Origin of the sequence: Nonomuraea sp. NPDC050643 (assembly GCF_040654715.1) — a bacterium.
GTDB lineage: Bacteria > Actinomycetota > Actinomycetes > Streptosporangiales > Streptosporangiaceae > Nonomuraea.
Genome location: NZ_JBFAIM010000024.1, coordinates 33,519 through 55,624, shown reverse-complemented (window position 1 = coordinate 55,624; position 22,106 = coordinate 33,519). Strand labels below are relative to the sequence as shown.

Here is a 22,106-nt window from a genome sequence, read left to right as displayed (position 1 = left end):
ACGGCTCACTCGCTCCGCCCGCTCACAGGTCGAGCCGCTCCCGGAGCAGTTCGACCGGGAGGTGCGGCACCGTGGCCTCGCTGAACGCGGGCAGCCCCACGACGAGCTCGTCATCGGTGATCCGCAGCCCCTCGCCCGCGGAGTAGCCCCTGACGCGCCGCGGCTCGATGTTGTAGAAGCTCCCCGTGCCGTAGTCGATGCGCACGCTCCGCAGCGACGGCCGCGCGCTGGCCAGGCACGCCCCCATCGGCAGCCCCAGCTCGGTGGGCGAGGTCAGCGCGTGGGCGTGGCCCGCCACCACGAGCGCGGGCTCGGCGTGCGCCGCCAGCACCCGCTCGGCCATCACGGCGTCCCGCTGTGACCAGTCGCCGGTGAAGATCCCCCCGTCGAACAGCGTGACCGTCAGCCCGGGTACCGCCCGCAGCATCGCGAAGTGCCCCGCCGTGACCCGCCCGTCGCCGAGCCACCACAGCGGATCGTCGAGCCCGGTCCCATCGGCCCGATAGACCTCGAGCTGCGGTTGCAGGTCCGTGAGCCATTCGAGGGCCAGGTGGGTCAGCCCGAGGTGCCGCATGAGCCCGAGGATGACGAGCGGGTTCTCCTTGACGCCGTGGAGCTCGCCGAGCAGGAGCAGCCCCGACTCCTCGATCGACCGCCTGGCCCTGTCGAGCGCGGCCGGCTCCACCTGCAGCTCGTATCCGTCCGTATCGAACTCGGCGACGGCCTGGAGCAGGCCGTCCAGCGTGTCGACGCCTGGCATGCCTCCACCCTCTTCGCCCGGGTTCCGGCGCGCAACAGGCGAGACTAGGAGAACACCTTCACCTTCAGCGTGGGGAACCGCCGGACCAGGCGGAGGAAGGTCCTGAACCCCGCCCGCGCCACGCGAAGCCGTATTCGCGCATCTCGGCCTCGTAGCGCGCGATGGCCTCGACCGGGTCGCGGTCGCCGGTGAGGGCGTCGCGGAGGAGAGCCGCTCACCCGGCAGCTCCGAGACGTCGGACGGGAAGCGGCTCGTGGTGGCGCCGAACGCCCACAACACGTAGCTGCTCGTGTCGTCCATCAGCGCGCCCTCGCTCTCCGTCACCCCGATCCCGTCGTGGGCCGTCGCGCCGCCCAGGTCGTGCGGTGCGGTGAACAACCCCATGCCCTTGGGCGGGATGATGGTGTTCGGCCCTTCGGTCAGGCGCGGCGCCAGGAGCCTCCTGGTCTCGTCCGTAAGCGGGAACTTGCCGGCGACCGTGGTGATCCCGGTGTCCACCCGCTTGGCGTGCGGCAGATACTGCGCGCGCACCCGCGAGTTCCCGCCGTCCGCGGCGACCACGACGGCCGCAGCGTCAGGAGGCGGGCGAGTTCCCCGCGGACCTCGACCCGGCCGCGCTCCTGGTGGCGCTGTTCTCGATGGCGGCGGCGGGCATCACCTATCCCCAGCTCGTCCGGGCGGTCTCGGGCCAGGATCCGGCCTCGCCGGAGTTCGCCGAGCACTACGGGCGCGAGATCCAGAAACTGGTCGACCAACTGCGGCCCTTTTGAGGGCCGCGGGTCCGGCGGGCGTCAGGGGCAGCGGACGACCATCCCGGCGTACGACAGGTTCCCGCCGAACCCGAGCAGCAGCATCGGCGCGCCCCGCGTCACCTCGCCCTGCTCCAGCAGCTTCGACAGCGCCAGCGGCACGCTCGCGGCCGAGGTGTTGCCCGACTCCACCACGTCCCGCGCGATGATCGCGTTGACCGCGCCGAGCTTCTTGGCGATGGGCTCGATGATGCGCAGGTTCGCCTGGTGCAGCACCACCGCCGCCAGCTCCTCCGGCCGTACGCCGCCGCGCTCGCAGGCTCGCCGCGCGATGTCGGGCACCTGGGTGGTGGCCCAGCGGTACACGGTCTGGCCGTCCTGGGAGAAGCGGGTCGGGGTGCCCTCGATCCGTACGGCGGTGCCCAGCTCCGGCGCCGACCCCCACACCACGGGCCCGATCTCCGCCTCGGCCGCCGCGCTGATCACGACCGCCCCCGCCCCGTCACCCGTCAGCACGCACGTGGTCCGATCGGTCCAGTCGGTCACCGCGGTCATCAGGTCCGCGCCCACGACCAGCGCGTTCGTGGCCGCTCCCGCGCGAATCGCGTGGTCGGCCTGGGCCAGGGCGTGGGTGAACCCGGAACACGAGACGCCGAGGTCCATCAGCGCGGCTCGGGGCACGCCCAGCCGCGCCGCGACGCGGGAGGCGACGCTGGGGGCGCGCTCGGTCTGCGTGCAGGTGGCGATCAGCACGAGGTCGATGTCGCCCGCGTCCAGCCCGCTCGCGGCCAGGGCCTTGGCGGCGGCGTGCGCGGCCACGTCGGACACACTCTCGTCGGGCTCGGCCATGTGCCTGGTACGGATCCCGACCCGCCTGCTGATCCACTCGTCACTGGTGTCCACCATGGCCGCAAGATCATCATTTGTCAGGATTTTGGCGGGTTGATAGTGGCCTGCGGAGACAAGTCTTGATCCATTCATGGGCGGACTATAGCAACCGAACGTTCGGACGCTAATCTGTCCAAGTGCTGCCCTCAGGAAGAAGAAGCTCGCATGAGCCCGCGTAGGTCCGTCGCCGACGCCCTCGGCACCCGTTCGGCCATCCTCGGCCGCTCGGTCGCCATCGCCTCGGCGGAGGGGCTCGAAGGGCTCACCATCGGCCGGCTCGCCACCGAGCTGGGCATGAGCAAGTCAGGCGTCCTCGGGCACTTCGGCTCCAAAGAAGCCCTTCAGCTCGCGGTGCTCGACCGGGCGGGGGAGATCTTCCGTACCGAGGTGTGGGAGCCCGTCGTGGCCGCCGCGCCCGGGCTGGTGCGGCTGCGGGCGCTGTGTGAAGCCTGGATCTCCTACCTCGAACGCGGCGTCTTCCCCGGCGGGTGCTTCTTCGTGGCGGCGGCACACGAGTTCGACGGCAGGCCGGGGCCGGTGAGGGGCGCGGTGGAGGCCAGGTTCGACACCTGGCGGGCCCGGCTGACCAAGGAGGCCGGGCGTGCCGTGGCCGCCGGCGACCTTCCGGGCAGCACGGATCCCGACCAGCTCGTCTTCGAACTCCTGGGGCTGGTCATGGCCCTGAACCACGCCATCCAGCTTCATCGCGACCCCCGAGCCGCGACTCGTGCCCGCCACGCCGTGAGGGCCCGTCTGGAGACCTGACCCGCCGTGATCGTCAGGCGGGCTCAGGTGGGTCAGCTTGCCGAGAGACGGTCGAAGAGGGCCAGGGCAGCCTGGCGAACCTCGGCCGGAGAGAGCCCGTCCAGTGTTTTTCTGGCGTCGGTGATGTCGCGCGTGGTGGCCAGGGTGATGGCCACGGACGTGGCGGCGGCACGATCGATCGATCCCGTCGGGGCGGCGTCGGCCAGTTCCTGGGCGCTCGCGGCGAGGTCGAGGTTGTCTCTCAACGGATCTCCTCGGGTGAAGACGGCTCGGCCCATTGCATCATTTGGCATCGTGCCGCATCCACCATTCAGTGAATTCCCGGCATCGCCCGTCGGGAACGAACCGTATCACCCAGAGGTTGCTGTACGTTTTGTCGGGATACGTGGTCACACCCTGGATGACGCTCACGTCTTCCGTGACACTCACCGGGTGCCACTCGAACTGGGCTTCACCAGGCTTGTCGGCCCGTCCCAGCCACTGCGAGACGATCTCGTCGAGCCCCTGCCACGGTGAGCTGTAGGGCTCGGTGTAGTAGACCGCGCCTTCGGTGAACAGGGCGGCGATGTCGTCGGGATCGTTGGTGTTCCACGCGCGGACGTACCCGTCGATCCACGGGCGTGGCTCGACCATGACTCATCCTTTCAGCGGATCGTGACCCACGAGCATGAGCGTGTGCCGCGAGTCGTCATCCGTCTTGTCGCCCATGGTCTCGACGAAGTCCACGATCTGGCGCATCACCTCGACGTCGCTCTTGGTGAGATCGTGCTTCCGCTTGTTCAGCACGTGCAGCACACCCCGGCCCAGCTCGTCGATGCCCATGTCGGGGTCGGGCGGGAAGCCCTCCTCCGCCGAGGCGTCGGTGAGCAGGAAGGAGCGCAGCTCCGCGGAGTTCATGTTGACGACGCGGTGAAACTCTTCCCACAGCCTGTCGATGTCAAGGTCTTCGGTGTCGAAACCGTCAGTCATATCGGCCGACTACCCGTCAGACCTCGCGTTACGCACCCTCCCGCACCCGCCGGAGGAGTACGGCTCACGGCCCGTCCCGCAGTTCGGGCCACCCCCCGTTCGGGGCTCAGGCCACGCCGTCGGCGAGCTTGGCGACCGTGTCGGCCACGCGGCGCTGCCGGGTCTCCGGCTTCTTGGCGGCCTCGATCTGCAGGATGTAACGCCTCTTGCGCGAGTAGGACAGGCTCTCGAAGAACCGCTTCGCCTCCGGCGCGCGCTCCAGCGCCTCGGCCAGGTCGTCCGGCACCTCGGCCGCGCGGGGCGCGGTGTCGAGCGCGAGCTCCACCTCGACCTCGTCGCCCGCCGCCACCCCGGCGCCCTGCCGGTTCTCGGCGCTGAGCGGCAGCATGAACCGGCCGCCCATCGTGGCCACCGTGCTGCGGTAGCTGTGGGAGTTGATCGTGACGGTCACGGCGGGCCGCCTGCCGGTGCCGAAGCTCTCGACGACCTCGGCGGGGACCTCGAAGCCCGTGGCGGTCTTGCCGCCCAGCTCGATCGTGGTGCGGAACCTCATCGGAAGAACCCCTCCAGTACGGGCGCCAGCGCGGCGGCCTTGACGATGTGGGTCTGGCCGTCGAGCGTGCGGTGCTCGGCCGTGGGCAGCAGGCCGGCCAGGGACCTGGCCGCGTTGCGGATCCACGCCGGGCTCTTGCCGCCGTCCATGACGAGCGTGGGCACCTTGACCGAGGCCCAGGCGGCGGCCGGGTAGGGCCGGCCGTGCTCGTAGGGGGCCACGAACGCCACGTCGTACGGCAGCGTGTGCGCCACCGCCTTGAGCTTGGGCCAGGCGGGCATGAAGCGCATCATGGCCACCATCGCGCCCGGCAGCCCGACGCCCCTGCGCATGAAGTAGCGCACCGCGTCGGCGCGCCGGTCGGCGGCCACCAGCTCGTCCAGCGTCCGCACGTAGTCGTCGGGGATGGCCGGCCTGGTGCCGTCGACGATGAACGGCGGCTCGTAGAGCGCCAGCCGCTCGACCGGCACCCCGCTCTCGACGGCGGCCAGCGCGACGGCCGCCCCCGACGACGTGCCGTAGAGCCGCACGGAGCCGCCCGCCTCCTCGACGAGCGCGGCCAGGTCTTCGACCTCGCGCTCGGGGGCGTAGGGGGCGGTGTCGCCGCTCTCGCCGCGACCGCGCCGGTCGTAGGTGTAGACGGTGAAGTGCCCGGCCAGGGCCGTGGCGAGGTCGGCGTTGATGCTCTGCGCGCGGTGGCTGAGGGCCCCGTCGACGAGGATGACCGCCGGGCCCTGGCCTGTGCGGGTGAAGGCGATGGGGGTGCCGTCGGCTGAACTGACGTTGCTCATGGTGACCTCCGTTTTCACTGTGAACAAGGTAGCTGCCGACAAAAAAATTTGTCAAGCTTTTCGAGATGGTCAGGTCACGATTCGTCGTACTTCAGGTCTCGTTTAGGTACGGGCGTACTCCGGCGGTGCCCTGCGTACTCCGACAATCCGGAGCCGTCTCGGCGCGGGGGACGCGGAGACGGCTCCCAGGAGGGGCGTGCCGCGAGGAGGGGAAGGCACGTGCCGCAGGGCGAGACGAGTGGTCTGCCAGCCACACGCCCGGCCTGCGGCACGTGCCTTGGGCGGCGGGCCGCGCGGCGGCTGCAGGGCGTCGTGCGGCGAGGCCGATCGCGGGGGAGAGGCCGATCCAGGGGGAGAGGGCTGCGCGGCGGGGGTGGATCGACGGGGGAAAGGCCGCGCAGCCGGGGGTGGATCGCGGGGAGCGGGCTGCGCGGCGGGGGGATCGACAGGTGAGGGCCGCGCGGCCTGGGGCGGATCGACGGGTGAGAGCTACGCGGCGGAGCCGGAGCGCGGGGGAGGGCTACGCGGCGGAGTGGGCGGGGCCGGTGCTGCCACGGGGGGTGAGGATGGCCGCCTGGTCCTCGTAGGGGGGCACGCTCTCGCCCGCGATCAGCGCCAGCAGCCGCTGCGCCGCGTGCGCGCCGTAGGCGGGGATGTCGCGGGTGAGCGCGGTCAGCGGCGGCCGGACGACCTGGGCCAGCGGGGAGTCGTCCCAGGCCACGATCGACAGGTCGCGCGGCACCTCCACCCGCATCTCCTGCGCCACCGACAGCCCCGCCACGGCCATGATGTCGTTGTCATAGACGATGGCGGTCGGCCGGTCGGCCGAGCTGAGCAGCCGCCTGGTGGCGCGGGCGCCCTCCTCGCCGGTGTAGTCGGTGTGCATGGTGACGTGCTCTGCCACGCCCTCGCACGCCTGCGCGAACGCCTGGTCGCGCACGGTCGTGTGGACCAGCTCCGGCATGCCGGCCACCCGCGCGATGCGGCGGTGGCCCAGCGCGACCAGGTAGCCGACGGTCTCGCGGACGGCCACGCGTTCGTCGGACCAGATGGCCGACAGCGAGCCCGACTCCGAGGGATGGCCGATGACCACCACCGGCATGCCGAGCCGCTCGAGCTCGGCCACGCGGGAGTCGGAGTAGTGCAGGTCGACGAGGAACACGCCGTCGATGCGGCTCTCGCCCCACCAGTGCCGGTAGACCTCGCTCTCCTGCTGGTGGCTGGCGACGACCTGGAGCAGCAGCGCGTAGGAGCGGTCGGCGAGCACGCCCTCGATGCCGCTGATCAGCTCCATGAAGAACGGCTCCACGCCCAGGACGCGCGCGGGCCGGCAGAGGGCGAGGCCGACGCAGTTGGCCCTGGCGCCGTTGAGCGCCCGCGCCGCGCTGTTGGGCCGCCAGCCGATCTCGTCGGCGATGGCGACGATCCTGGCCCGCGTCGCCTCCGACACCCCCGGCTGCCCGTTGAGCGCGTAGGAGACCGCCACCTTGGACACTCCCGCCCGGCTGGCGATGTCGGCGATCGTCGGTCGCTTCACGGACTCCCTCTCTGAACCGGATAACCCCTCATACTGTAGGCCACCGGCGCCCAGTGGCATGGTGCCCATCCGGTGAGGGTGTTAACCGCTTAAGCCACGTGCCAGGGCTTGGCGGCCTCGGTGTCCTTGGCGGCCTCCGCCACCCGCAGCGCGTACGTCGCCCGCTCCGCGCCCTCGACGGGCCCCAGGTAGGTGTGCCCGGTCAGGTGGCACCACGCCGGCAGGTCGACGGGCGCGGCCGGGTCGGAGGCGATCAGGTGGATCACGGCGCCGGGACCGGCCTCGCGGACATGCCCGCGTAGCTCGATGAGGAGCTGCACGCAGAGCTTGTCGCCACCGTCCACCACGAGATCAGGCATGAGTACAGGAAATCATCCCCTGAGCCCTGGATGAGCCGGTGGCGGGGGTCACGAGATGCCGGGCGGGGAGGTCGAGTCGCGGATCACGAGCTGGCACGGCATCTTGTGCACCCCTGGCGTCGCCTTGCCGTCGATGGCGGCGAACAGGTGCTGGGCGGCCGTCCGGCCCAGAAGCTCCAGGTTCATGTCCACGGTCGTCAGCGCGGGCCGGGTCTCGGTCGACAGGACCTCCCAGTTGTCGTAGCCGACCACCGCGATGTCGTCGGGCACCCGGCGCCCGCGTTCCCTGGCCGCCTCCACGAAGCCGGCCGCGATCTGGTCGCTGCCGCAGAACACCGCGTCGATCTCGGGCTCGGCCATCAGCAGCATCTCGGCCGCGTGCCGCCCCCAGCGCTGCGACCACACGCCGGACATGGTCTGCCCGGTCTGCTCCGCCCCGGCCTCTTCGAGGGCCCGGCGGAACCCCTCCTCGCGGTCGCGGGCGGCCTTGTAGTGCGTGGGCCCGGTGATGTGCGCGATCCGCCGCCGGCCCAGGGCCAGCAGGTGGTTGACGGCCATCGCCGCCGCCCCGACGTCGTCGGGCACGAACGAGACGTCGCCGGGGTCCTCCGACGGCCCGTACGCGTACACGACGGGGACCGGCAGGTCCTTGCTCACCGAGGGCCGCGGGTTGGTGCTCTCGCCCACCACGATCAGCCCGTCCACCCGCCGTGACAGCAGCGCCCGCAGATGATGCTGCTCCCTGATCGCGTCCCCCCGCGCGTCGCAGAGCAGCACGGCCATCTCCCCGGCGCCGAACGCGTCCTCCGCGCCCAGCAGCACCGGGATGCCGAACCTGCCGACGCTGTCGGACGTCAGCAGCCCCACCGTGCGCGTCTGCCCGGACAGCAGCCCCCTGGCCAGGGCGTTCGGCTGGAAGGACAGCTCCGCCGCGGCGGCGAGCACCCGCTCGCGCGTCGCCGCCCGCACATCCTGGCGGCCGTTGAGCGCCTTGGACGCCGTGGCGATCGAAACCCCCGCCAGCGAGGCCACATCGTTGATGGTCGCCCGCTTACTCGCCATACTTCGAAACCCTTTTCGGTGAATTGTGAACCGCTTAGCACCATAGCACCCATTGACATGGGGTCATGTTTCTTCTACGTTTCCGAAAACCTTTAAGTCCAGGAGCACATCATGAGACGAAGGCTGGCCGGGATCTCCCTCCTCGGTGTGTTAACGCTCACAGCGGCGGCCTGCGGCAGCGGCGGCGGTGGTGGCGGCGCGACGCAGCCGGCGGACGGTCCCGTGACGATCACCATGTGGACCCGAGCGGCCACCCAGACGCAGAGCGAGCGCCTGGTGCAGGCCTACAACAGCAGTCACAAGAACCAGGTGAAGCTCACCGTCATCCCCACCGACAACTATCAGCCCCGCATCGCCGCCGCGGCCGGCGCCAAGCAGTTGCCCGACGTGTTCGCGGCCGACGTCATCTTCGTCCCGAACTACACCTCCCAGGGTCTGTTCATGGACGTCACCGACAGGATCGCGGCCCTGCCGTACAAGGACAAGCTCGCACCCTCGCACATGAAGCTGGGCACGCTGGACAACCGGCAGTACACGCTCCCGCACACCCTCGACCTGTCGGTCTGGTTCTGGAACAAGGACCTGTACGAGAAGGCCGGCCTCGACCCCGAGCAGGGGCCGAAGTCGCTGAAGGAGTTCGCCCAGCAGGCCACCACGATCCAGGAGAAGCTCGGCAAGGACGGCAAGGTCCACGGCACGTTCTTCGGTGGCAACTGCGGCGGCTGCTACGTCTTCACCTTCTGGCCCTCGGTCTGGGCCGCCGGCGCGCAGGTCATGAACCCCGAGGGCACGACCTCCCTCAACGACCAGGCCGCCATGACGGACGTGTTCAGGATCTGGCGCGAGCTGTACGAGAAGAAGGCCACCGGCCCGACCGCCAAGGAGGAGCAGGGCCCGACGTGGACCGGCTTCTTCCCCAAGGGTGAGATCGGCGTCATGCCGATGCCCTCCACCACGCTCGGCCTCATGCCCAAGGAGATGAGGATCGGCGTCACCCCGATCGCCGGTCCCGACGGCGGCGAGTCGACGTTCGTGGGCGGCGACTCCGTGGGCATCTCGGCCACGAGCAAGAACGCGGACGCGGCCTGGGAGTTCCTGTCCTGGACGGTCTCCGACGACGCCCAGGTCGAGGTCATGGCCAAGAACAAGGACGTGCTCGCGCGTACCGACCTGTCCAGCAACAAGTACTCCTCGGAGGACCCGCGCGTCGTGCTGATCAACTCGCTGGTGGCCAAGGGGCAGACCCCGTTCGCGCTGCGCTTCGGCCAGACCTTCAACGACCCGCAGGGGCCGTGGCTGCGGCTGGCCCGCGAGGCCGTGTTCGGTGACGCGGGGAAGGTGGCCACGCTCAACGGCGAAGTCACGAAGTCCTTGCAGCAATGACCCTGATGCTGACGAGAACCGGGCGGAGAGCGGCACCGTCCGCCCGGTGGGGGAGCAGGAAGGTCCAGGGGTGGCTCTACGCCGCCCCGACGGCCGTCATCGTGGGCGTGCTGTTCATCGCGCCCCTGGTGCTGGTCGTGTGGATGTCGCTCAACCGCTGGCCCCTGCTCGGCCAGGCCACGTTCAACGCCCCGGCCAACTACCTGAAGATCGCCGACAATCCGCTCTTCGTCGACGCGGTCTTCTTCACGCTCAAGTACACGGCCATCACCACCGTCCTGCTGTCGGGCGTCGCGCTCGGCCTGGCCCTGCTCGTGCAGGAGCGCAGGCCGGGCATCGCCTTCTTCAGGACCGCGTTCTTCCTGCCGGGGGCCGTCGGCTTCGCCGCCGCCGGGCTGCTGTTCTACGGCATGCTGAACAACGACTTCGGCCCGATCGACCCGATGCTGCGGGCGCTGGGCATCACCAGCGAGCCGGTCAAGTGGATCGGCACGCCGAACATGGCGCTGTTCTCCACGATCACGCTGGTGCTGTGGCGCTTCGCCGGGTTCAACATGCTCATCCTGCTGACCGGCCTGCAGGCGATCCCGACCGAGGTGTACGAGGCCGCCAGGAGCGACGGAGCCAACCGGTGGCAGATCTTCACCAAGATCACGCTGCCGCTGCTGCGCCCGACGCTGGCGCTGATGCTGATCCTCAGCGTCACGGGCTCGCTGCTGGCCTTCGACCAGTTCTTCGTCTTCACCAACGGCGGCCCGGACAACAGCACGGTCTCGATGGTCATGGTCGTCTACCGGGACGCGTTCTTCCGCTTCGACCTCGGCGGCGCGGCGGCGTTGTCGGTCGTGCTGCTGGCGGCCCTCGTCGGCCTGAACACGCTCATGATGCGGAGGCTGCGATGAGCCGCTATCTGACGCTGTCCGCACTGGCGGTGCTGTTCCTGTTCCCGCTGGTGTGGAGCGGCTACGCCTCGCTGGAGGAGCCGTCCAACTACCTGGAGATGGCTCGGTTCGGCGAGGGCGTCGGCACGTACGCCACCAACAGCGTGCTGGTGTCGGCGATGACCGTGGGCGGCACGCTGGTCGTCTCGGCGCTCGGCGGCTACGGGTTCGCCCGCTTCGACTTCCCGGGCAAGAACCTGCTGTTCCTGGCCACGCTGGCGATCCTCATGGTGCCGTACGCGACGATCCTGATCCCGCTCTACGTGCTGCTCGGCTACATCGGCCTGCAGAACTCGCTGGTCGGGCTGTCGCTCGTGTTCGTGATGTTCCAGCTTCCGTTCGCACTGTTCATGATGCGCAACGCGTTCGAGGCGGTGCCGCGCGAACTGGAGGAGGCGGCGCTGGTGGACGGCTGCGGCACGTTCAGGGCGTTCTCCCGGATCCTGCTGCACGCCGTGCGGCCCGCGCTGATCACCGTCGGCCTGTTCGCCTTCCTCGCCTCGTGGAACGACTTCTTCGCGCCGCTCATCCTGCTCAACGACGGCTCGTCGTTCACGCTGCCGGTGGCCGTGGTCAGCATGACGCAGCACACGTTCGGCGCGATCGACTACGGCATGCTCCAGGCCGGCGTCATGGTCATGGCCATCCCCTGTCTCATCCTCTTCATCGTGCTGCAGCGCCACTACGTGCGCGGATTCATGTCAGGAGCTCTGCGTGGCTAATCCTGTCCTGCCCTCATCGGGCGTCCTGTCCCCCCTCGGCCTAGACGCGGTACGGCTGTCGCCCGGTTTCTGGGGCGATCGGGCGGCGCTGAACCGCGAGGTCACCATCGCCCACTGCCAGGAATGGGAGGAGCGAGAAGGCTGGATCGGCAACTTCCGCGGCGAGCGGCCCCGCAGGGGGCGGGAGTTCAGCGACTCCGAGATCTACAAGCTGCTCGAGGCCATGGCCTGGGCCGATCACCCCGAACTGCCCGCGCTCGCCGAGACCGTCGCCCAGGCTCAGGAGGGCGACGGCTACATCAACACCCGCTGGTCCGGCAGCCGCTACACCGACTTCGAGTGGGGGCACGAGCTCTACTGCTACGGCCACCTCATCCAGGCCGGGGTCGCCCGGCTGCGCATGCACGGCGAGGACCGGCTCACCGAGGTCGCGATCAGGGCCGCCGACCACGTGTGCCGCCGGTTCATGGAGGGCACCCAGACCTGCGGCCACCCTGTGATCGAGATGGCGCTGGTCGAGCTCTACCGCGTCACCCGCGCCGAGCGCTACCTGGAGATGGCCCGCCGCTTCGTCGAGCGGCGGGGGCTGCCCGCGCTCGCCGAGATCCCCTTCGGTCGCGCCTACTACCAGGACGACCTGCCGGTCAGGCAGGCGCAGGTGTTCCGCGGGCACGCCGTGCGCGCGCTCTACCTGGCCTCCGGCGTGGTGGACGTGGCGGTCGAGACCGAGGACCAGGAGCTGCTGAAGGCGATCGAGTCCCAGTGGGAGCGCACGGTGGCCCGGCGTACCCACCTGACCGGCGGCATGGGCTCGAGGCATGCCGACGAGTCGTACGGTGAGGACTACGAGCTGCCCCCGGACCGGGCCTACAACGAGACCTGCGCCGGCATCGCCTCCATCATGCTGGCGCACCGGCTGCTGCTGGCCACCGGCGACGCGCGCTACGCCGACCTGACCGAGCGCACCCTGTACAACATGCTCGCCACCGGGGCCGCGCTGGACGGCCGCTCGTTCTTCTACGCCAACCCCCTGCAGGTACGGGTGCCCGCGGTGCCGCTGGAGGGGGTCAACCACGCCGCCGAGGGCGGGCTGCGCTCGCCCTGGTTCGACGTGTCGTGCTGCCCGAACAACATCGCCAGGACGCTGGCCTCGCTGCCCGCCTACGTGGCCGCGGCCTCCGGCGACGGGATCCTCATCCACCACCTCACGCCGTCGGAGATCCGCCACGGCGGGCTGGCGGTGCGGGTGGAGACCGGTTACCCGTGGACCGGCTCGGTGAGCGTGCGGGTGCTGGCGGACGGCGAGGGGCGCATCGGCCTGCGCGTGCCGGCCTGGGCCTCGGACGCGACGCTCGCGCACGTCCCGGTCTCGTCGCCGGACGCGCCGCTGCCCGACGGCCCCGTCATCCGGCCGGTGAGCCCGGGCTACGCCCACGTGGACGGTCCTTGGCGGGCCGGCGACGAGCTTCGGCTGGAGCTGCCGATGCGGCCGAGATGGACCTTCCCGGACCGGCGGATCGACGCGCTGCGGGGGAGCGCGGCGGTGGAGCGGGGACCGCTCGTCTACTGCGCGGAGTCGGTGGCCGACGAGCCGCCGCTCGGCGACCTGACGACGCGCGTCGATCCGCCGGTGGAGCGCGCGGTGGACGGGGTGGTGGAGCTGGAGGTGACCGCGGTGCTCGGCGCCGGTGACAACGGCGGCTGGCCGTACGGGGTCGAGGACGCGCACGGGGGTGGCGCGGACGTCCGGCTGCGGCTGGTGCCGTACCACCGGTGGGGCAACCGCGGCCCCGCCACCATGCGTGTCTGGCTACCGATCTAGGAGATGCACGTGCGTAGACCCCTGGTGTGCTTGGCCCTGTTAGCGCTCACAGCCTCACTTGGCACGGCCCCGGCCCGTGCGGCTCAGGACGACCTCGGCCTGCCGGTGTTCACCGGCGCCGACCCGGTGCCCGCCGAGCCGGTGGGCTACCACCCGCGCAGGATGATGGAGGAGATCTACCGGAAGGAGAAGGGCGGCGACTCGTACTGGATCGACCGCATGCTGGCCCGGCCGGGCGCCGATCCGGCGGGGACGTGGTTGATGTCGCGCGGGCGGGCGCTGTTCATGAAGGAGCACGATCCGCGCAAGCTCGGGTTCGGCGGGTTCGCCGCGTACTGGGAGAGCATCGACAACCGGGACGCGTACGAGATCTCGCTCGGGAGCACGCTCACCGAGGACGTGCCCAGGCGGCTGCAGATGCCCAGCCACTGGAGCGGCCACTACGCGGGCGACGGCCTCGCGGTCGGGGTGAAGAAGTTCATCACGCACCAGAACGTCGCCGTGACCACCCTGGAGATCACCAACACCGGTACGGCCGCTCGCGCCGTGCCCATCACCGTGACCTCGCCCTACACCAAGGCGGCCGACGGCGACCGCGAGCTGACCGGCACCGTGTGGGCCAGGAACAAGCTGACCGCGATCCTCCCCAGGCTCAGCGGCGACGGGCTGAAGGTCTCCGAGGGCACGCTGAAGGGCTCGGTGACGGTCGAGCCCGGCCGGACCGTGCGGACCAAGGTGCAGATGGGCTTCGTCACCGAGGAGTTGCCGGAGTCGCGGGCCGAGTACGACGGCTACAAGGGCCGCTCGCCCCAGCAGGCGCTGCGCCACCAGCTCCAGGACTACAACTCCTGGTGGGCCGCGAACGTGCCCTACATCGACGTGCCCGACGAGAACATCAAGAAGTTCGTCTACTACCGCTGGTGGCTGATGCGCTTCAACTTCCTCGACGCCGACATCCCCGGGAACGACTTCCAGTTCCCGACGTCGGTGGAGGGCGCGCTGGGCTACAACAACGCGATCGTGCTGACCGTGCCCATGTTCGTGCAGGACCTGAAGTACCTGCGCAACCCGATCTACTCGTACGGGCCGTGGGTGTCGGCGGGCGAGGTGTCCCGCAACTCCAAGTACACCGACAACCCGGGCGACCCCGAGAACTGGTCGAACAGCTACACGCAGTACATCTCGGCCGCGGCTTTGGAGAGCTACCAGATCCACGGCGGGCAGCCGTCGATCCTGCGCAACCTGGCCCGCTACGCCGAGAAGGACGTCTACGGGCAGCTCGCCGCGTACGACTCCAACGACAACGGCGTCATCGAGTACGACTGGGAGGCCATGACCGGCAACGACGCCGACGCGGTGTCGTTCCACTACTACGACCGGGCCAACGAGCGGCTCGAAGGCGCGTACGTGTACGCCAACGCGATGGCGGCGGCGCAGGCGTACGAGCTGGCGGGCGACGGGGGCAAGGCCACCGAGATGCGCGGCGTGGCCGACAAGGTCAGGAACGGCATCCTCACCCTGCTCTGGGACGAGCAGAACAAGCTGTTCAAGCACCGCGACCTGCAGACGGGCAACCTGATCCCGTGGAAGGAGTCCAACAACTACATCCCGTACGCGACGGGGCTCGTGCCGACCGATGACCCGAAATATCGTGAGGCGTTGCGGTTGTGGGCCGACCCGGCCGAATATCCGATCTTCCCGGCGTACACGGCCAACCAGAAGGACAAGGCCGAGGCGGCCGCCGCCGGTAACCCGGGGTCCAACAACTTCTCGCAGATCAACTCGACCCGGAACTTCGCGCTGTTCAGCAAGGCGATGCGGCAGTACGCGACGCCGTACATCACGGCCGAGCAGTACAAGCAGCTCCTGTACTGGAACGCCTGGTCCCAGTACGTCGGCGGCGACACCCGCTACCCCGACGCCAACGAGTTCTGGGCCAACTGGAACCCCGCCACCAAGACCATCGACTACCGCTCCTGGATCCACCACACGATCCTGGGCAGCAGCAACTGGACCGTGATCGAGGACGTCATGGGCCTGCGCCCGCGCTCCGACGGCAAGGTCGAGCTGTGGCCGGTGGACATCGGCTGGGACCACTTCACGGTCAACGGGATCAACTACCGGGGCGCCGACCTGAGCATCGTCTGGGACAAGCCGGGCGACGGCACCAGGCACTACGCCGGGGTCCCCGAGGGCTACTCGATCATCGTCGACGGGAGACGCAAGGTCACCCTGTCCGGCCTCGAGCACGCCGTGTGGGACCCGAAGACGGGCAAGGTCGAGGGTGGCCCCCAAGAAAAGGGCACGGTCGTGCACACCGAGAAGGCGTCGTCGATGAAGGCCCCCGTCCAGGTCGAGCTGGGCGGCGACCGGATCGAGGACCTGTTCCAGAAGGCCGGGGTGGATCTGCGCAGCACCCGCCAGAACCTGGTCAGGTCCGCCACCGCCTCCCACGGCGACCCGGCCGGGGCGGTGGACGGTTTCACGATCAACGAACCCCACTGGAGCAGCAAGGACTCGGGCCAGGCCCAAGACTGGCTGGAGGTGGACCTCGGCTCGGCCCAGCGGGTGGACCGGGTCAGGCTGTACTTCTTCAACGACCGCAAGGCCCACAGCGAGCCGGCCTTCTACTCGGTGCAGTACCAGGACGGCGGCGTCTGGAAGGACGTGCCGCGCCAGGCCGGGAAGCCGGTCTATCCGAGGGCGAACCTCAACGAGGTCCGCTTCCCGTCCGTCACCGCGCGGAAGTTGCGCGTCCTGGTCACCCACCGGCCCGGACACGCCACGGGTGTCAAGGAGGTCCAGGTCCACCGGACGGGCGCGGACGCCGGCTCGGTCGCCAACCGGGCCCCGTACGTGCTGGCGGTGCCCGACGCCGTCTTCAGCCGCCCGGGGCAGGCCAGGATCGAGGCCGTGGTCAAGGACGACGGCCTGCCGAAGGGCGGGCTCACCACGCAGTGGTCCAAGGTGGAGGGGCCCGGTGAGGCGTTCTTCACCGAGCCGACCGGCACGACGACGGTGGTGGCGTTCTCGGAGCCGGGGGCGTACAAGCTGCGGCTGACCGCCTCCGACGGCGCGAAGAGCACCTCGGCGACCGTGGCCGTGACCGCCACGAGCCAGGCCGAGCAGGTGAACGTGGCGCCCAAGGCCACGCCCACCGCCTCCTACACCTCGCCGTGGGAGCGGGTCGCGGCGATCAACGACGGCATCGACCCGCCGCGCTCCAACGACGGCGCCAACCCGCGCTGGGGCACCTGGCCGCAGCAGGGCACGCAATGGGTCCAGCTCGAATGGCCCGAGCCCGTGCGGGTGAACAAGGCCGAGGTGTACTTCTTCGACGACAACGGCGGCGTGCGCGTGCCGGCCTCGTGGAAGATCCAGCAGTGGGACGGCGACTCCTTCGAGGACGTCACCGGCGCCGCCTCCTACCCGAAGGCGCTCGACGCCTACAACGCCGTCTCGTTCGACACGGTCACGACCTCGCGGCTGCGCGTGCGGCTCGAGTCCGGCGGGGCGTCGGTCGGGCTGCTGGAGTGGAAGGTGTACGCGGTCCCGCCGGACTCGGCGCGCCCGGTCCACGTCCCCACCCTGGCCGGCACGCTGCCGGCGCTGCCCGCCACGGTCGAGACCCTGTACGCGGACGGCGCCCGCGGCCAGGCCGCCGTCACCTGGCAGCAGGTGACGCCCGAGCAGGTCAGGACCGGCGGCACCAGCTTCACCGTCGCCGGCATCGCCGAGGGCCTGCGCCGGCCCGCCCAGGCCACCGTGTACGTCCGCACGACGTCGGCGGTGACGATCACCTCGATCGCCGAGGAGGCCGTCACGACCCGGGCCGGGGTGGCGCCGTCGCTGCCCAGGACCGTGGTGGCGACGTACAACGACGGGTCGAGGGACAGCTCGGTGGCCGTCACCTGGGAGGCCGTCGATCCTGCGCGGTACGCCCAGCCGGGCACGTTCACCGTGGCCGGTCAGGTGGCGGGCACGACCGTCGCGGCGGAGGCCACGGTCACCGTCCAGTAGCGCCTATCCTGTCCTGACCTCGCGTGAGCGGGGTCAGGACAGGACCTCTGCGATAACGGGCCGGAAACGCTGGGGGGATTTATCCCGATAGAGGGTCATAATCCTGTTCAGCGGGAGGCGTGCCTGGGATCGAGAGGCGGACGAGCACGATGGCCGAGATCACCGGGACTGCCAAGGTCATGACGGCGGAGGAGACTCCCGCCGCCGGCGAGGGGCCGCGCCGGGCCGCGCCCCAGGTGACGGGCCGGCTGATCCTGGCGGTCGTCATGGCGGTGGCCTCGCCGATCCTCGGCCTGGCCGCGATCCTGGTCTGGGCCGGGCTGCCCCCTGAGTGGACGCCCGCCAGGACGGTGAGCCCGCAGTCCGCCGTCATCTTCACCTTCCCGGCGGTCGGCGCGTTCCTCATCTATCACCGGCCGCGCCTCAACATGGCCTGGCTCATGTGCGCGGGCGGGCTGGGCGCCGGGGTCAGCGACTTCGCCAGCGCCCTGATGTTCCGCGCCGCCGCCGACGGGGAGTTCGCCGTCGCCGGGTGGCTGCGGGTGCCGACGCAGCTCGGGTGGGCGGTGTGCGGCCTGCTGCTCACGATGGTGCTGCCGCTGTACTCGCCCGACGGCCGCCTGCCCTCCCGGCGCTGGCGGCCGGCCCTGTGGCTGGGCTGCGCGTCCATCACGGCCGGCGCCGTGCGGGCGCTGCTCAGGATGCCTCCGCCGCCCGAGGGGTACCCGTACCCGCAGGTCATCCCCAACCCCTTGCAGGTGCCGGCGCTGGAGCCGTACATGGAGGGGCTGTGGGTCGCGAGCTGGGTGGGCATCTACACCGCCATGGCGCTGGCGGCGGTGTCGATGGCGGTGCGGATGCGGCGGGCCGACGCGGTCACGCGGCGGCAGATCGGCTGGCCGCTGTTCGCGTTCTCCGGCTACATCGTGTTCCTGGTCGCGGGCGCGATCTGGCCCGACGTCCTCTGGCTGGCGATCATGTGGGCGGGGGTCATCCCGTTCACGATCGCATTCGCGGTGATGCGCTACCGGCTCTTCGGCATCGACACGGTGATCAGCCGCGCCTTCGTGGCGGTCGGCGTGGTGGTCGTGGTCAGCGCCGTGTACTTCGGCGCGGGCACGCTGTCGAGCCTGGTCGTCTCCGGCTACGACCAGGTGGCCGGGGTCGCCGCCGCGCTCTTCGCCGGCGCCTTCTTCCAGCCGCTGCGGCGCGCGCTGCAGCGGGCCGTGGACCGCCTCCTGTACGGCGCCGTCGGCGACCCCGGCCTGCTCGCCGAGCGCCTGACACAGGCCGTCCGGCGCGGCGACCCGGCCAAGGCCCTGACCTCCGTGGTGAACGTGCTGCGCGACGGCCTGGCAGTCGAGGGCGTGGCCGTGGAGGTGATCGACGGCGAGCCCCGCTACGTCGAGAGCGGCCGGGTGGGCGGCGACGCCAGGGAGGTGCCACTGGTCTGGCACGGGGCGCGCGTCGGCCGCCTGCTCGTCGGGCCGCCAGGACAGCGCCGCTTCCCCGCCGCGCACAACGAACGGGTGCTGGCCACGCTCACGCCGTACGCGGCGGACGTGGCCCACGCCGTGCGCATGGCGGCGGACCTGCAGCGATCGAGGGAGCGCATCCTGACGACGCGCGAGGAGGAACGCCGCCGCCTGCGCCGCGACCTGCACGACGGCCTCGGCCAGACCCTGTCGGCCATGGCGATGACCATCAACATGGCCCGCCTCAGCCTGAAGAACTCCCCGAACGCCGCCGACGAGCTGCTGCGGGAGCTGCACGCCGGCATGAGCGCCGTCACCGGCGACATCCGCGAGCTCGTGTACGGCCTGCGCCCGCCGGCCCTCGACGACCTCGGCCTGGCCAGCGCCGTACGCGACCTGGCGGGCCGGTCGTCGCCCGACACCGTGATCGAGGTGGAGGTCGAGGGCCTCCTGTCGGAGCTGCCCGCGGCCGTCGAGGTGGCCGTTTACCGCATCGTCCAGGAGGCGCTCACCAACATCCGCCGGCACGCGCAGGCGTCGCGGGCCCGGATCGTCCTGCAGCGGGAGCAGTCGGTGCTGCGCCTGCTGATCTCCGACGACGGCAAGGGGCTGCCCGACGCGCACCGCGCCGGCGTCGGCCTCGGCTCCATGCGCGAGCGGGCGGCCGAGCTGGGCGGGATCTGCGTCGTGACCGGCGAGCCCGGCGCGGGCACCCGCGTGGAGGTCATGCTCCCGCTCCTCAGCACGCCGTCCCAGGCCCTGGCCTGAACCCGGCGAACAAGCCCCGCCCATCCCCGGCCAGCGAACCGGCCCCGGCAGCCGCGCCCTCGCCGCGCCTTTCGTCGCGTCCTCGCCGCGTAGGGGCGGCGAGGACGCGATGGGTGGTCAGGAGGCCGCGCAGGTGTAGGAGCCGGGGGTGGCCGTGTCGCCGCCGGGCCGGGCGGCCTGGTAGCCGAAGGTCGTCGAGGCGCCCGCCCCGACGTTGCCGTTGTAGCCGGCGTTCCTGGCCGTGACGGTCTGCCCGCTGGTGGTCAGCGTGGCGCCCCACGAGCCGGTGATCGTGTGGCCGGCGGGCAGCGTGAAGGTGACCGTCCAGCCGGTGATCGCGGAGGAGCCGCTGTTGGTGACCGTGACCGGCTGCACGACGTACCCGCCGCTCCACTGCCCCTGCACGGTCCCGGCGGCCGTGCAGCCGCCGCCGGGCCCGCCGCCCGTCGTGGTGGTGAACGTGGTCGTGGCGGAGTTGCCTGACAGGTTGTTCGCCCCGTCCCTGGCCCGCACGTAGACCTGGTACTGCGTGGACGGGCTCAGGCCGGTCAGCGTGATCGAGTTGGTCGCGCTCTGGCCGAGGAGCGGGTCGGTGCTGCCCTGCTCGCGATAGACGTTGTAGCCCGCCAGCCCCGAGCCGCCCGAGTCCGTGGAGGCCGACCAGGTCAGGGTGGCGCCGGTGGAGGTGACGTTCGCGGACGAGGGCGTGCCGGGCGTGGTCGGGGCCGTGGTGTCGGTGCCGCCCCCGCCGAAGAACGTGGCCTCGCGCGAGGTCTGGCCGATGCCGTTGGCGCCGTTGAAGATGCGCTGGCCCCACGACGTCAGGCCGGCGGGGTTGAAGTTGGTCACCATGTCGAGGTATTCGACGCCGCCGCCGTTGCCGCTCCACGACCAGCCGATGTAGCCGAGGCCGCGCTGCTGGGCCTGGGCCATGATCGTGTCCTCGTCGGGGTTGCCGTCGGAGTGGTTGTGCCCGAACTCCCCGATCACCAGTGGCAGGCCGGCGGTCTGGAAGGCGTTCAGGTACGCGGTGATCTCCGCGGCCGTGTCGAAGACGCCGTACATGTGGACGGAGAAGACCGTGTTGCGCTGCGCGTCGGAGTTGAACACGGCCTGGGCGTTGTCGCGCATCGTGAACTGCCAGTCCTGGCCCCAGTTGGGGGCGTCCACCATCAGCAGGTGCTGGAAGCCCAGGCCCCGCATCCGGCTGATCGCGCTCGTGGTCGCGCTGGTCCAGGCCGAGACGTTGTTGTTGCCGTAGGGCTCGTTGCCGATGTTGATGACGATGAAGTCTTCGGTGCCGGTGAGTGCGCTCCTGACGCCGCTCCAGTAGGTGACCGCCTGGTCGAGCGTGTACGCGCCGCTCTGCTCGCCGTAACCGGTGGTGTCGTGGTTCTCGAGCACGCATATTAACCGGTTCTGCCGACACAGGGAGACGACGTTCGCCACGTCGGACGCGCTGTTCGGGGTCCACCGGCCGCCGCTCAGCACCACGCGGACCGTGTTGGCGCGCAGTGCCTTGATGTTGGCGAAGGAGCTCGTCTGACTGGTGAACCAGGTGTGCGCGTGACTGGCGCCGCGCATGACGAACGCGTTGCCGTTGGCCTCCACGATTCTGGTGCCGCTGACCCGGAGCCCGACCGCGGCGTGCGCGGGAGCCGGGACGATCAGCATCGAGACGAGGAGCGACAGGAACGCCGCCGCCGCGAGCCCGAGTCGTCTGGTCATGGGGGGTGCCCTTCTCTTGTGTTAACCGGTTAGGTACACGGGCACATGCTCGGCGGAATCCGCGCCGATGTACAGGAAGCGGCGGCGGTGAGGTCAGGAATGCCTGGATCGGGGTGAAAGTTTCACTCGCCCGGCTCCCTGAGCAAGGGGAGACCGGCGGCCAGCGCCTTGAGCGCGCGGGTGAGCGTGGGCACGAACTGCGGGCAGGCGGCGGCCAGGTCGGGATCCTGGGCGTAGAGCTCGACGATGGTCGGGGGCGGGTTGGTCGCCGGGTAGAGCATGCCCCCCAGGCCGGCGGCGGCGGTGACGATCTCCGTCCCCTCCTGGTCCGTCAGGCCGGCGGGGGCCGCCGCCCGAGGGCCCAGCTCGTCGATCACGCTGTGAACGGTGCGCTTGAACACCCGGGCCGCCGGCACCGACACGTTGTGCTCGAGGCTGGTCGCGGAGTGGCTGAGCAGGTCGAGGAAGAGCGGCCGGTCGGCGAGCGTCTCGGCCAGCGCCATGACCATGTCGTCGCGGCCGGTCGCGGAGTCGAGCCGCTCGGAGCACTCCTTCGCCCACATCCGCCACTCCTCGGCGGCCAGTTCGAGGTAGATCTCCTCGCGGGTGCCGAAATAGCGCACGATGTTGGACTTCGCCAGGCCGACCGCCTCCGCCACCGCTCCCAGGCTGACGTTGCGCACGCCTGAGGTGCGGGCGAGCTCACGGGCGGCGGCGAGGATCGCCTCGCGCCGCTGCTGCTTGTGCTCTGGCCGCCTGGCCCGGAGAAATGCCGACCGCGTCATGTCGCTGCAAGCATACTGGCGCGATTTAA

At 70.6% G+C, this 22,106-nt stretch carries 20 protein-coding genes; 8 read left to right on the top strand and 12 right to left on the bottom strand.

The window, feature by feature from the left end; translation table 11 throughout:
- Positions 1 to 22: 22 nt before the first annotated feature.
- Positions 23 to 1,321, bottom strand: a complete 1,299-nt coding sequence (locus AB0I15_RS30265) for a hypothetical protein (protein WP_358102504.1) — start codon at positions 1,319 to 1,321, stop codon at positions 23 to 25.
- A gap of 62 nt (positions 1,322 to 1,383) precedes the next feature.
- Here AB0I15_RS30265 and AB0I15_RS30260 point away from each other — a divergent pair, with 62 nt between their 5' ends.
- Positions 1,384 to 1,530, top strand: coding sequence for a hypothetical protein (locus AB0I15_RS30260; protein WP_358102502.1), 147 nt, complete (start codon positions 1,384 to 1,386; stop codon positions 1,528 to 1,530).
- Positions 1,531 to 1,551: 21 nt separating this feature from the next.
- Here the strand turns inward: AB0I15_RS30260 and AB0I15_RS30255 are convergent, their stop codons facing one another.
- Positions 1,552 to 2,490: a beta-ketoacyl-ACP synthase III gene (locus AB0I15_RS30255; RefSeq protein ID WP_358102500.1), complete on the bottom strand. Its 939-nt coding sequence runs from the start codon at positions 2,488 to 2,490 to the stop codon at positions 1,552 to 1,554.
- Positions 2,491 to 2,562: 72 nt separating this feature from the next.
- Between AB0I15_RS30255 and AB0I15_RS30250 the strand changes: the two genes are divergently transcribed.
- Complete coding sequence (locus AB0I15_RS30250; RefSeq protein WP_358102498.1) at positions 2,563 to 3,162, top strand: TetR/AcrR family transcriptional regulator; 600 nt, start codon at positions 2,563 to 2,565, stop codon at positions 3,160 to 3,162.
- A 32-nt stretch (positions 3,163 to 3,194) separates the two neighbouring features.
- On the opposite strand, the gene AB0I15_RS30245 is transcribed toward AB0I15_RS30250, so the two are convergent.
- The 8 genes from AB0I15_RS30245 to AB0I15_RS30210 all read right to left on the bottom strand — a co-directional run bounded on the left by AB0I15_RS30245 (position 3,195) and on the right by AB0I15_RS30210 (position 8,433).
- Positions 3,195 to 3,407, bottom strand: a complete 213-nt coding sequence (locus AB0I15_RS30245; protein WP_358102496.1) for a hypothetical protein — start codon at positions 3,405 to 3,407, stop codon at positions 3,195 to 3,197.
- Positions 3,408 to 3,444: 37 nt separating this feature from the next.
- Positions 3,445 to 3,795 carry a nuclear transport factor 2 family protein gene (locus AB0I15_RS30240; protein WP_358102494.1) on the bottom strand — a complete coding sequence of 117 codons (351 nt, stop codon included), beginning with the start codon at positions 3,793 to 3,795 and terminating at the stop codon, positions 3,445 to 3,447.
- Positions 3,796 to 3,798: 3 nt separating this feature from the next.
- Positions 3,799 to 4,131: a DUF3140 domain-containing protein gene (locus tag AB0I15_RS30235; RefSeq protein WP_358102492.1), complete on the bottom strand. Its 333-nt coding sequence runs from the start codon at positions 4,129 to 4,131 to the stop codon at positions 3,799 to 3,801.
- 106 nt (positions 4,132 to 4,237) lie between these two features.
- Positions 4,238 to 4,684: a YdeI/OmpD-associated family protein gene (locus tag AB0I15_RS30230; protein WP_358102490.1), complete on the bottom strand. Its 447-nt coding sequence runs from the start codon at positions 4,682 to 4,684 to the stop codon at positions 4,238 to 4,240.
- Entirely contained in the window at positions 4,681 to 5,475 is a 795-nt protein-coding gene (locus tag AB0I15_RS30225; RefSeq protein WP_358102488.1) for an alpha/beta hydrolase, read from the bottom strand. The genes AB0I15_RS30230 and AB0I15_RS30225 overlap by 4 nt, the downstream gene beginning before the upstream one ends.
- A gap of 520 nt (positions 5,476 to 5,995) precedes the next feature.
- Positions 5,996 to 7,012, bottom strand: coding sequence for a LacI family DNA-binding transcriptional regulator (locus AB0I15_RS30220; RefSeq protein ID WP_358102486.1), 1,017 nt, complete (start codon positions 7,010 to 7,012; stop codon positions 5,996 to 5,998).
- A gap of 89 nt (positions 7,013 to 7,101) precedes the next feature.
- Positions 7,102 to 7,371 carry a sulfurtransferase TusA family protein gene (locus AB0I15_RS30215; protein ID WP_358102484.1) on the bottom strand — a complete coding sequence of 90 codons (270 nt, stop codon included), beginning with the start codon at positions 7,369 to 7,371 and terminating at the stop codon, positions 7,102 to 7,104.
- A 48-nt stretch (positions 7,372 to 7,419) separates the two neighbouring features.
- The gene (locus AB0I15_RS30210) at positions 7,420 to 8,433 is read right to left on the bottom strand and encodes a LacI family DNA-binding transcriptional regulator (protein WP_358102482.1); all 1,014 of its coding nucleotides are present in this window, start codon (positions 8,431 to 8,433) and stop codon (positions 7,420 to 7,422) included.
- A 111-nt stretch (positions 8,434 to 8,544) separates the two neighbouring features.
- Between AB0I15_RS30210 and AB0I15_RS30205 the strand changes: the two genes are divergently transcribed.
- The 6 genes from AB0I15_RS30205 to AB0I15_RS30180 all read left to right on the top strand — a co-directional run bounded on the left by AB0I15_RS30205 (position 8,545) and on the right by AB0I15_RS30180 (position 19,564).
- Positions 8,545 to 9,816 (top strand): sugar ABC transporter substrate-binding protein, encoded by a 1,272-nt coding sequence (locus AB0I15_RS30205; protein WP_358102480.1) that lies wholly within the window; start codon positions 8,545 to 8,547, stop codon positions 9,814 to 9,816.
- 5 nt (positions 9,817 to 9,821) lie between these two features.
- Positions 9,822 to 10,718: a sugar ABC transporter permease gene (locus AB0I15_RS30200; protein ID WP_358102478.1), complete on the top strand. Its 897-nt coding sequence runs from the start codon at positions 9,822 to 9,824 to the stop codon at positions 10,716 to 10,718.
- Positions 10,715 to 11,479, top strand: coding sequence for a carbohydrate ABC transporter permease (locus AB0I15_RS30195; protein WP_358102476.1), 765 nt, complete (start codon positions 10,715 to 10,717; stop codon positions 11,477 to 11,479). Before AB0I15_RS30200 ends, AB0I15_RS30195 begins: the two co-directional genes overlap by 4 nt.
- On the top strand, positions 11,472 to 13,301 hold the full coding sequence (locus AB0I15_RS30190; RefSeq protein ID WP_358102474.1) for a beta-L-arabinofuranosidase domain-containing protein: 1,830 nt from the start codon (positions 11,472 to 11,474) through the stop codon (positions 13,299 to 13,301). Before AB0I15_RS30195 ends, AB0I15_RS30190 begins: the two co-directional genes overlap by 8 nt.
- Before the next feature lie 9 nt (positions 13,302 to 13,310).
- On the top strand, positions 13,311 to 17,321 hold the full coding sequence (locus AB0I15_RS30185; RefSeq protein ID WP_358102472.1) for an Ig-like domain-containing protein: 4,011 nt from the start codon (positions 13,311 to 13,313) through the stop codon (positions 17,319 to 17,321).
- Positions 17,322 to 17,440: 119 nt separating this feature from the next.
- The gene (locus AB0I15_RS30180; RefSeq protein ID WP_358102470.1) at positions 17,441 to 19,564 is read left to right on the top strand and encodes a sensor histidine kinase; all 2,124 of its coding nucleotides are present in this window, start codon (positions 17,441 to 17,443) and stop codon (positions 19,562 to 19,564) included.
- A 117-nt stretch (positions 19,565 to 19,681) separates the two neighbouring features.
- Here AB0I15_RS30180 and AB0I15_RS30175 read toward each other — a convergent pair whose 3' ends face one another.
- Both AB0I15_RS30175 and AB0I15_RS30170 read right to left on the bottom strand, forming a co-directional pair.
- On the bottom strand, positions 19,682 to 21,238 hold the full coding sequence (locus AB0I15_RS30175; RefSeq protein WP_358102662.1) for a cellulase family glycosylhydrolase: 1,557 nt from the start codon (positions 21,236 to 21,238) through the stop codon (positions 19,682 to 19,684).
- Between the two features lie 176 nt (positions 21,239 to 21,414).
- The gene (locus AB0I15_RS30170; protein ID WP_358102468.1) at positions 21,415 to 22,077 is read right to left on the bottom strand and encodes a TetR family transcriptional regulator; all 663 of its coding nucleotides are present in this window, start codon (positions 22,075 to 22,077) and stop codon (positions 21,415 to 21,417) included.
- Positions 22,078 to 22,106 lie beyond the last annotated feature (29 nt).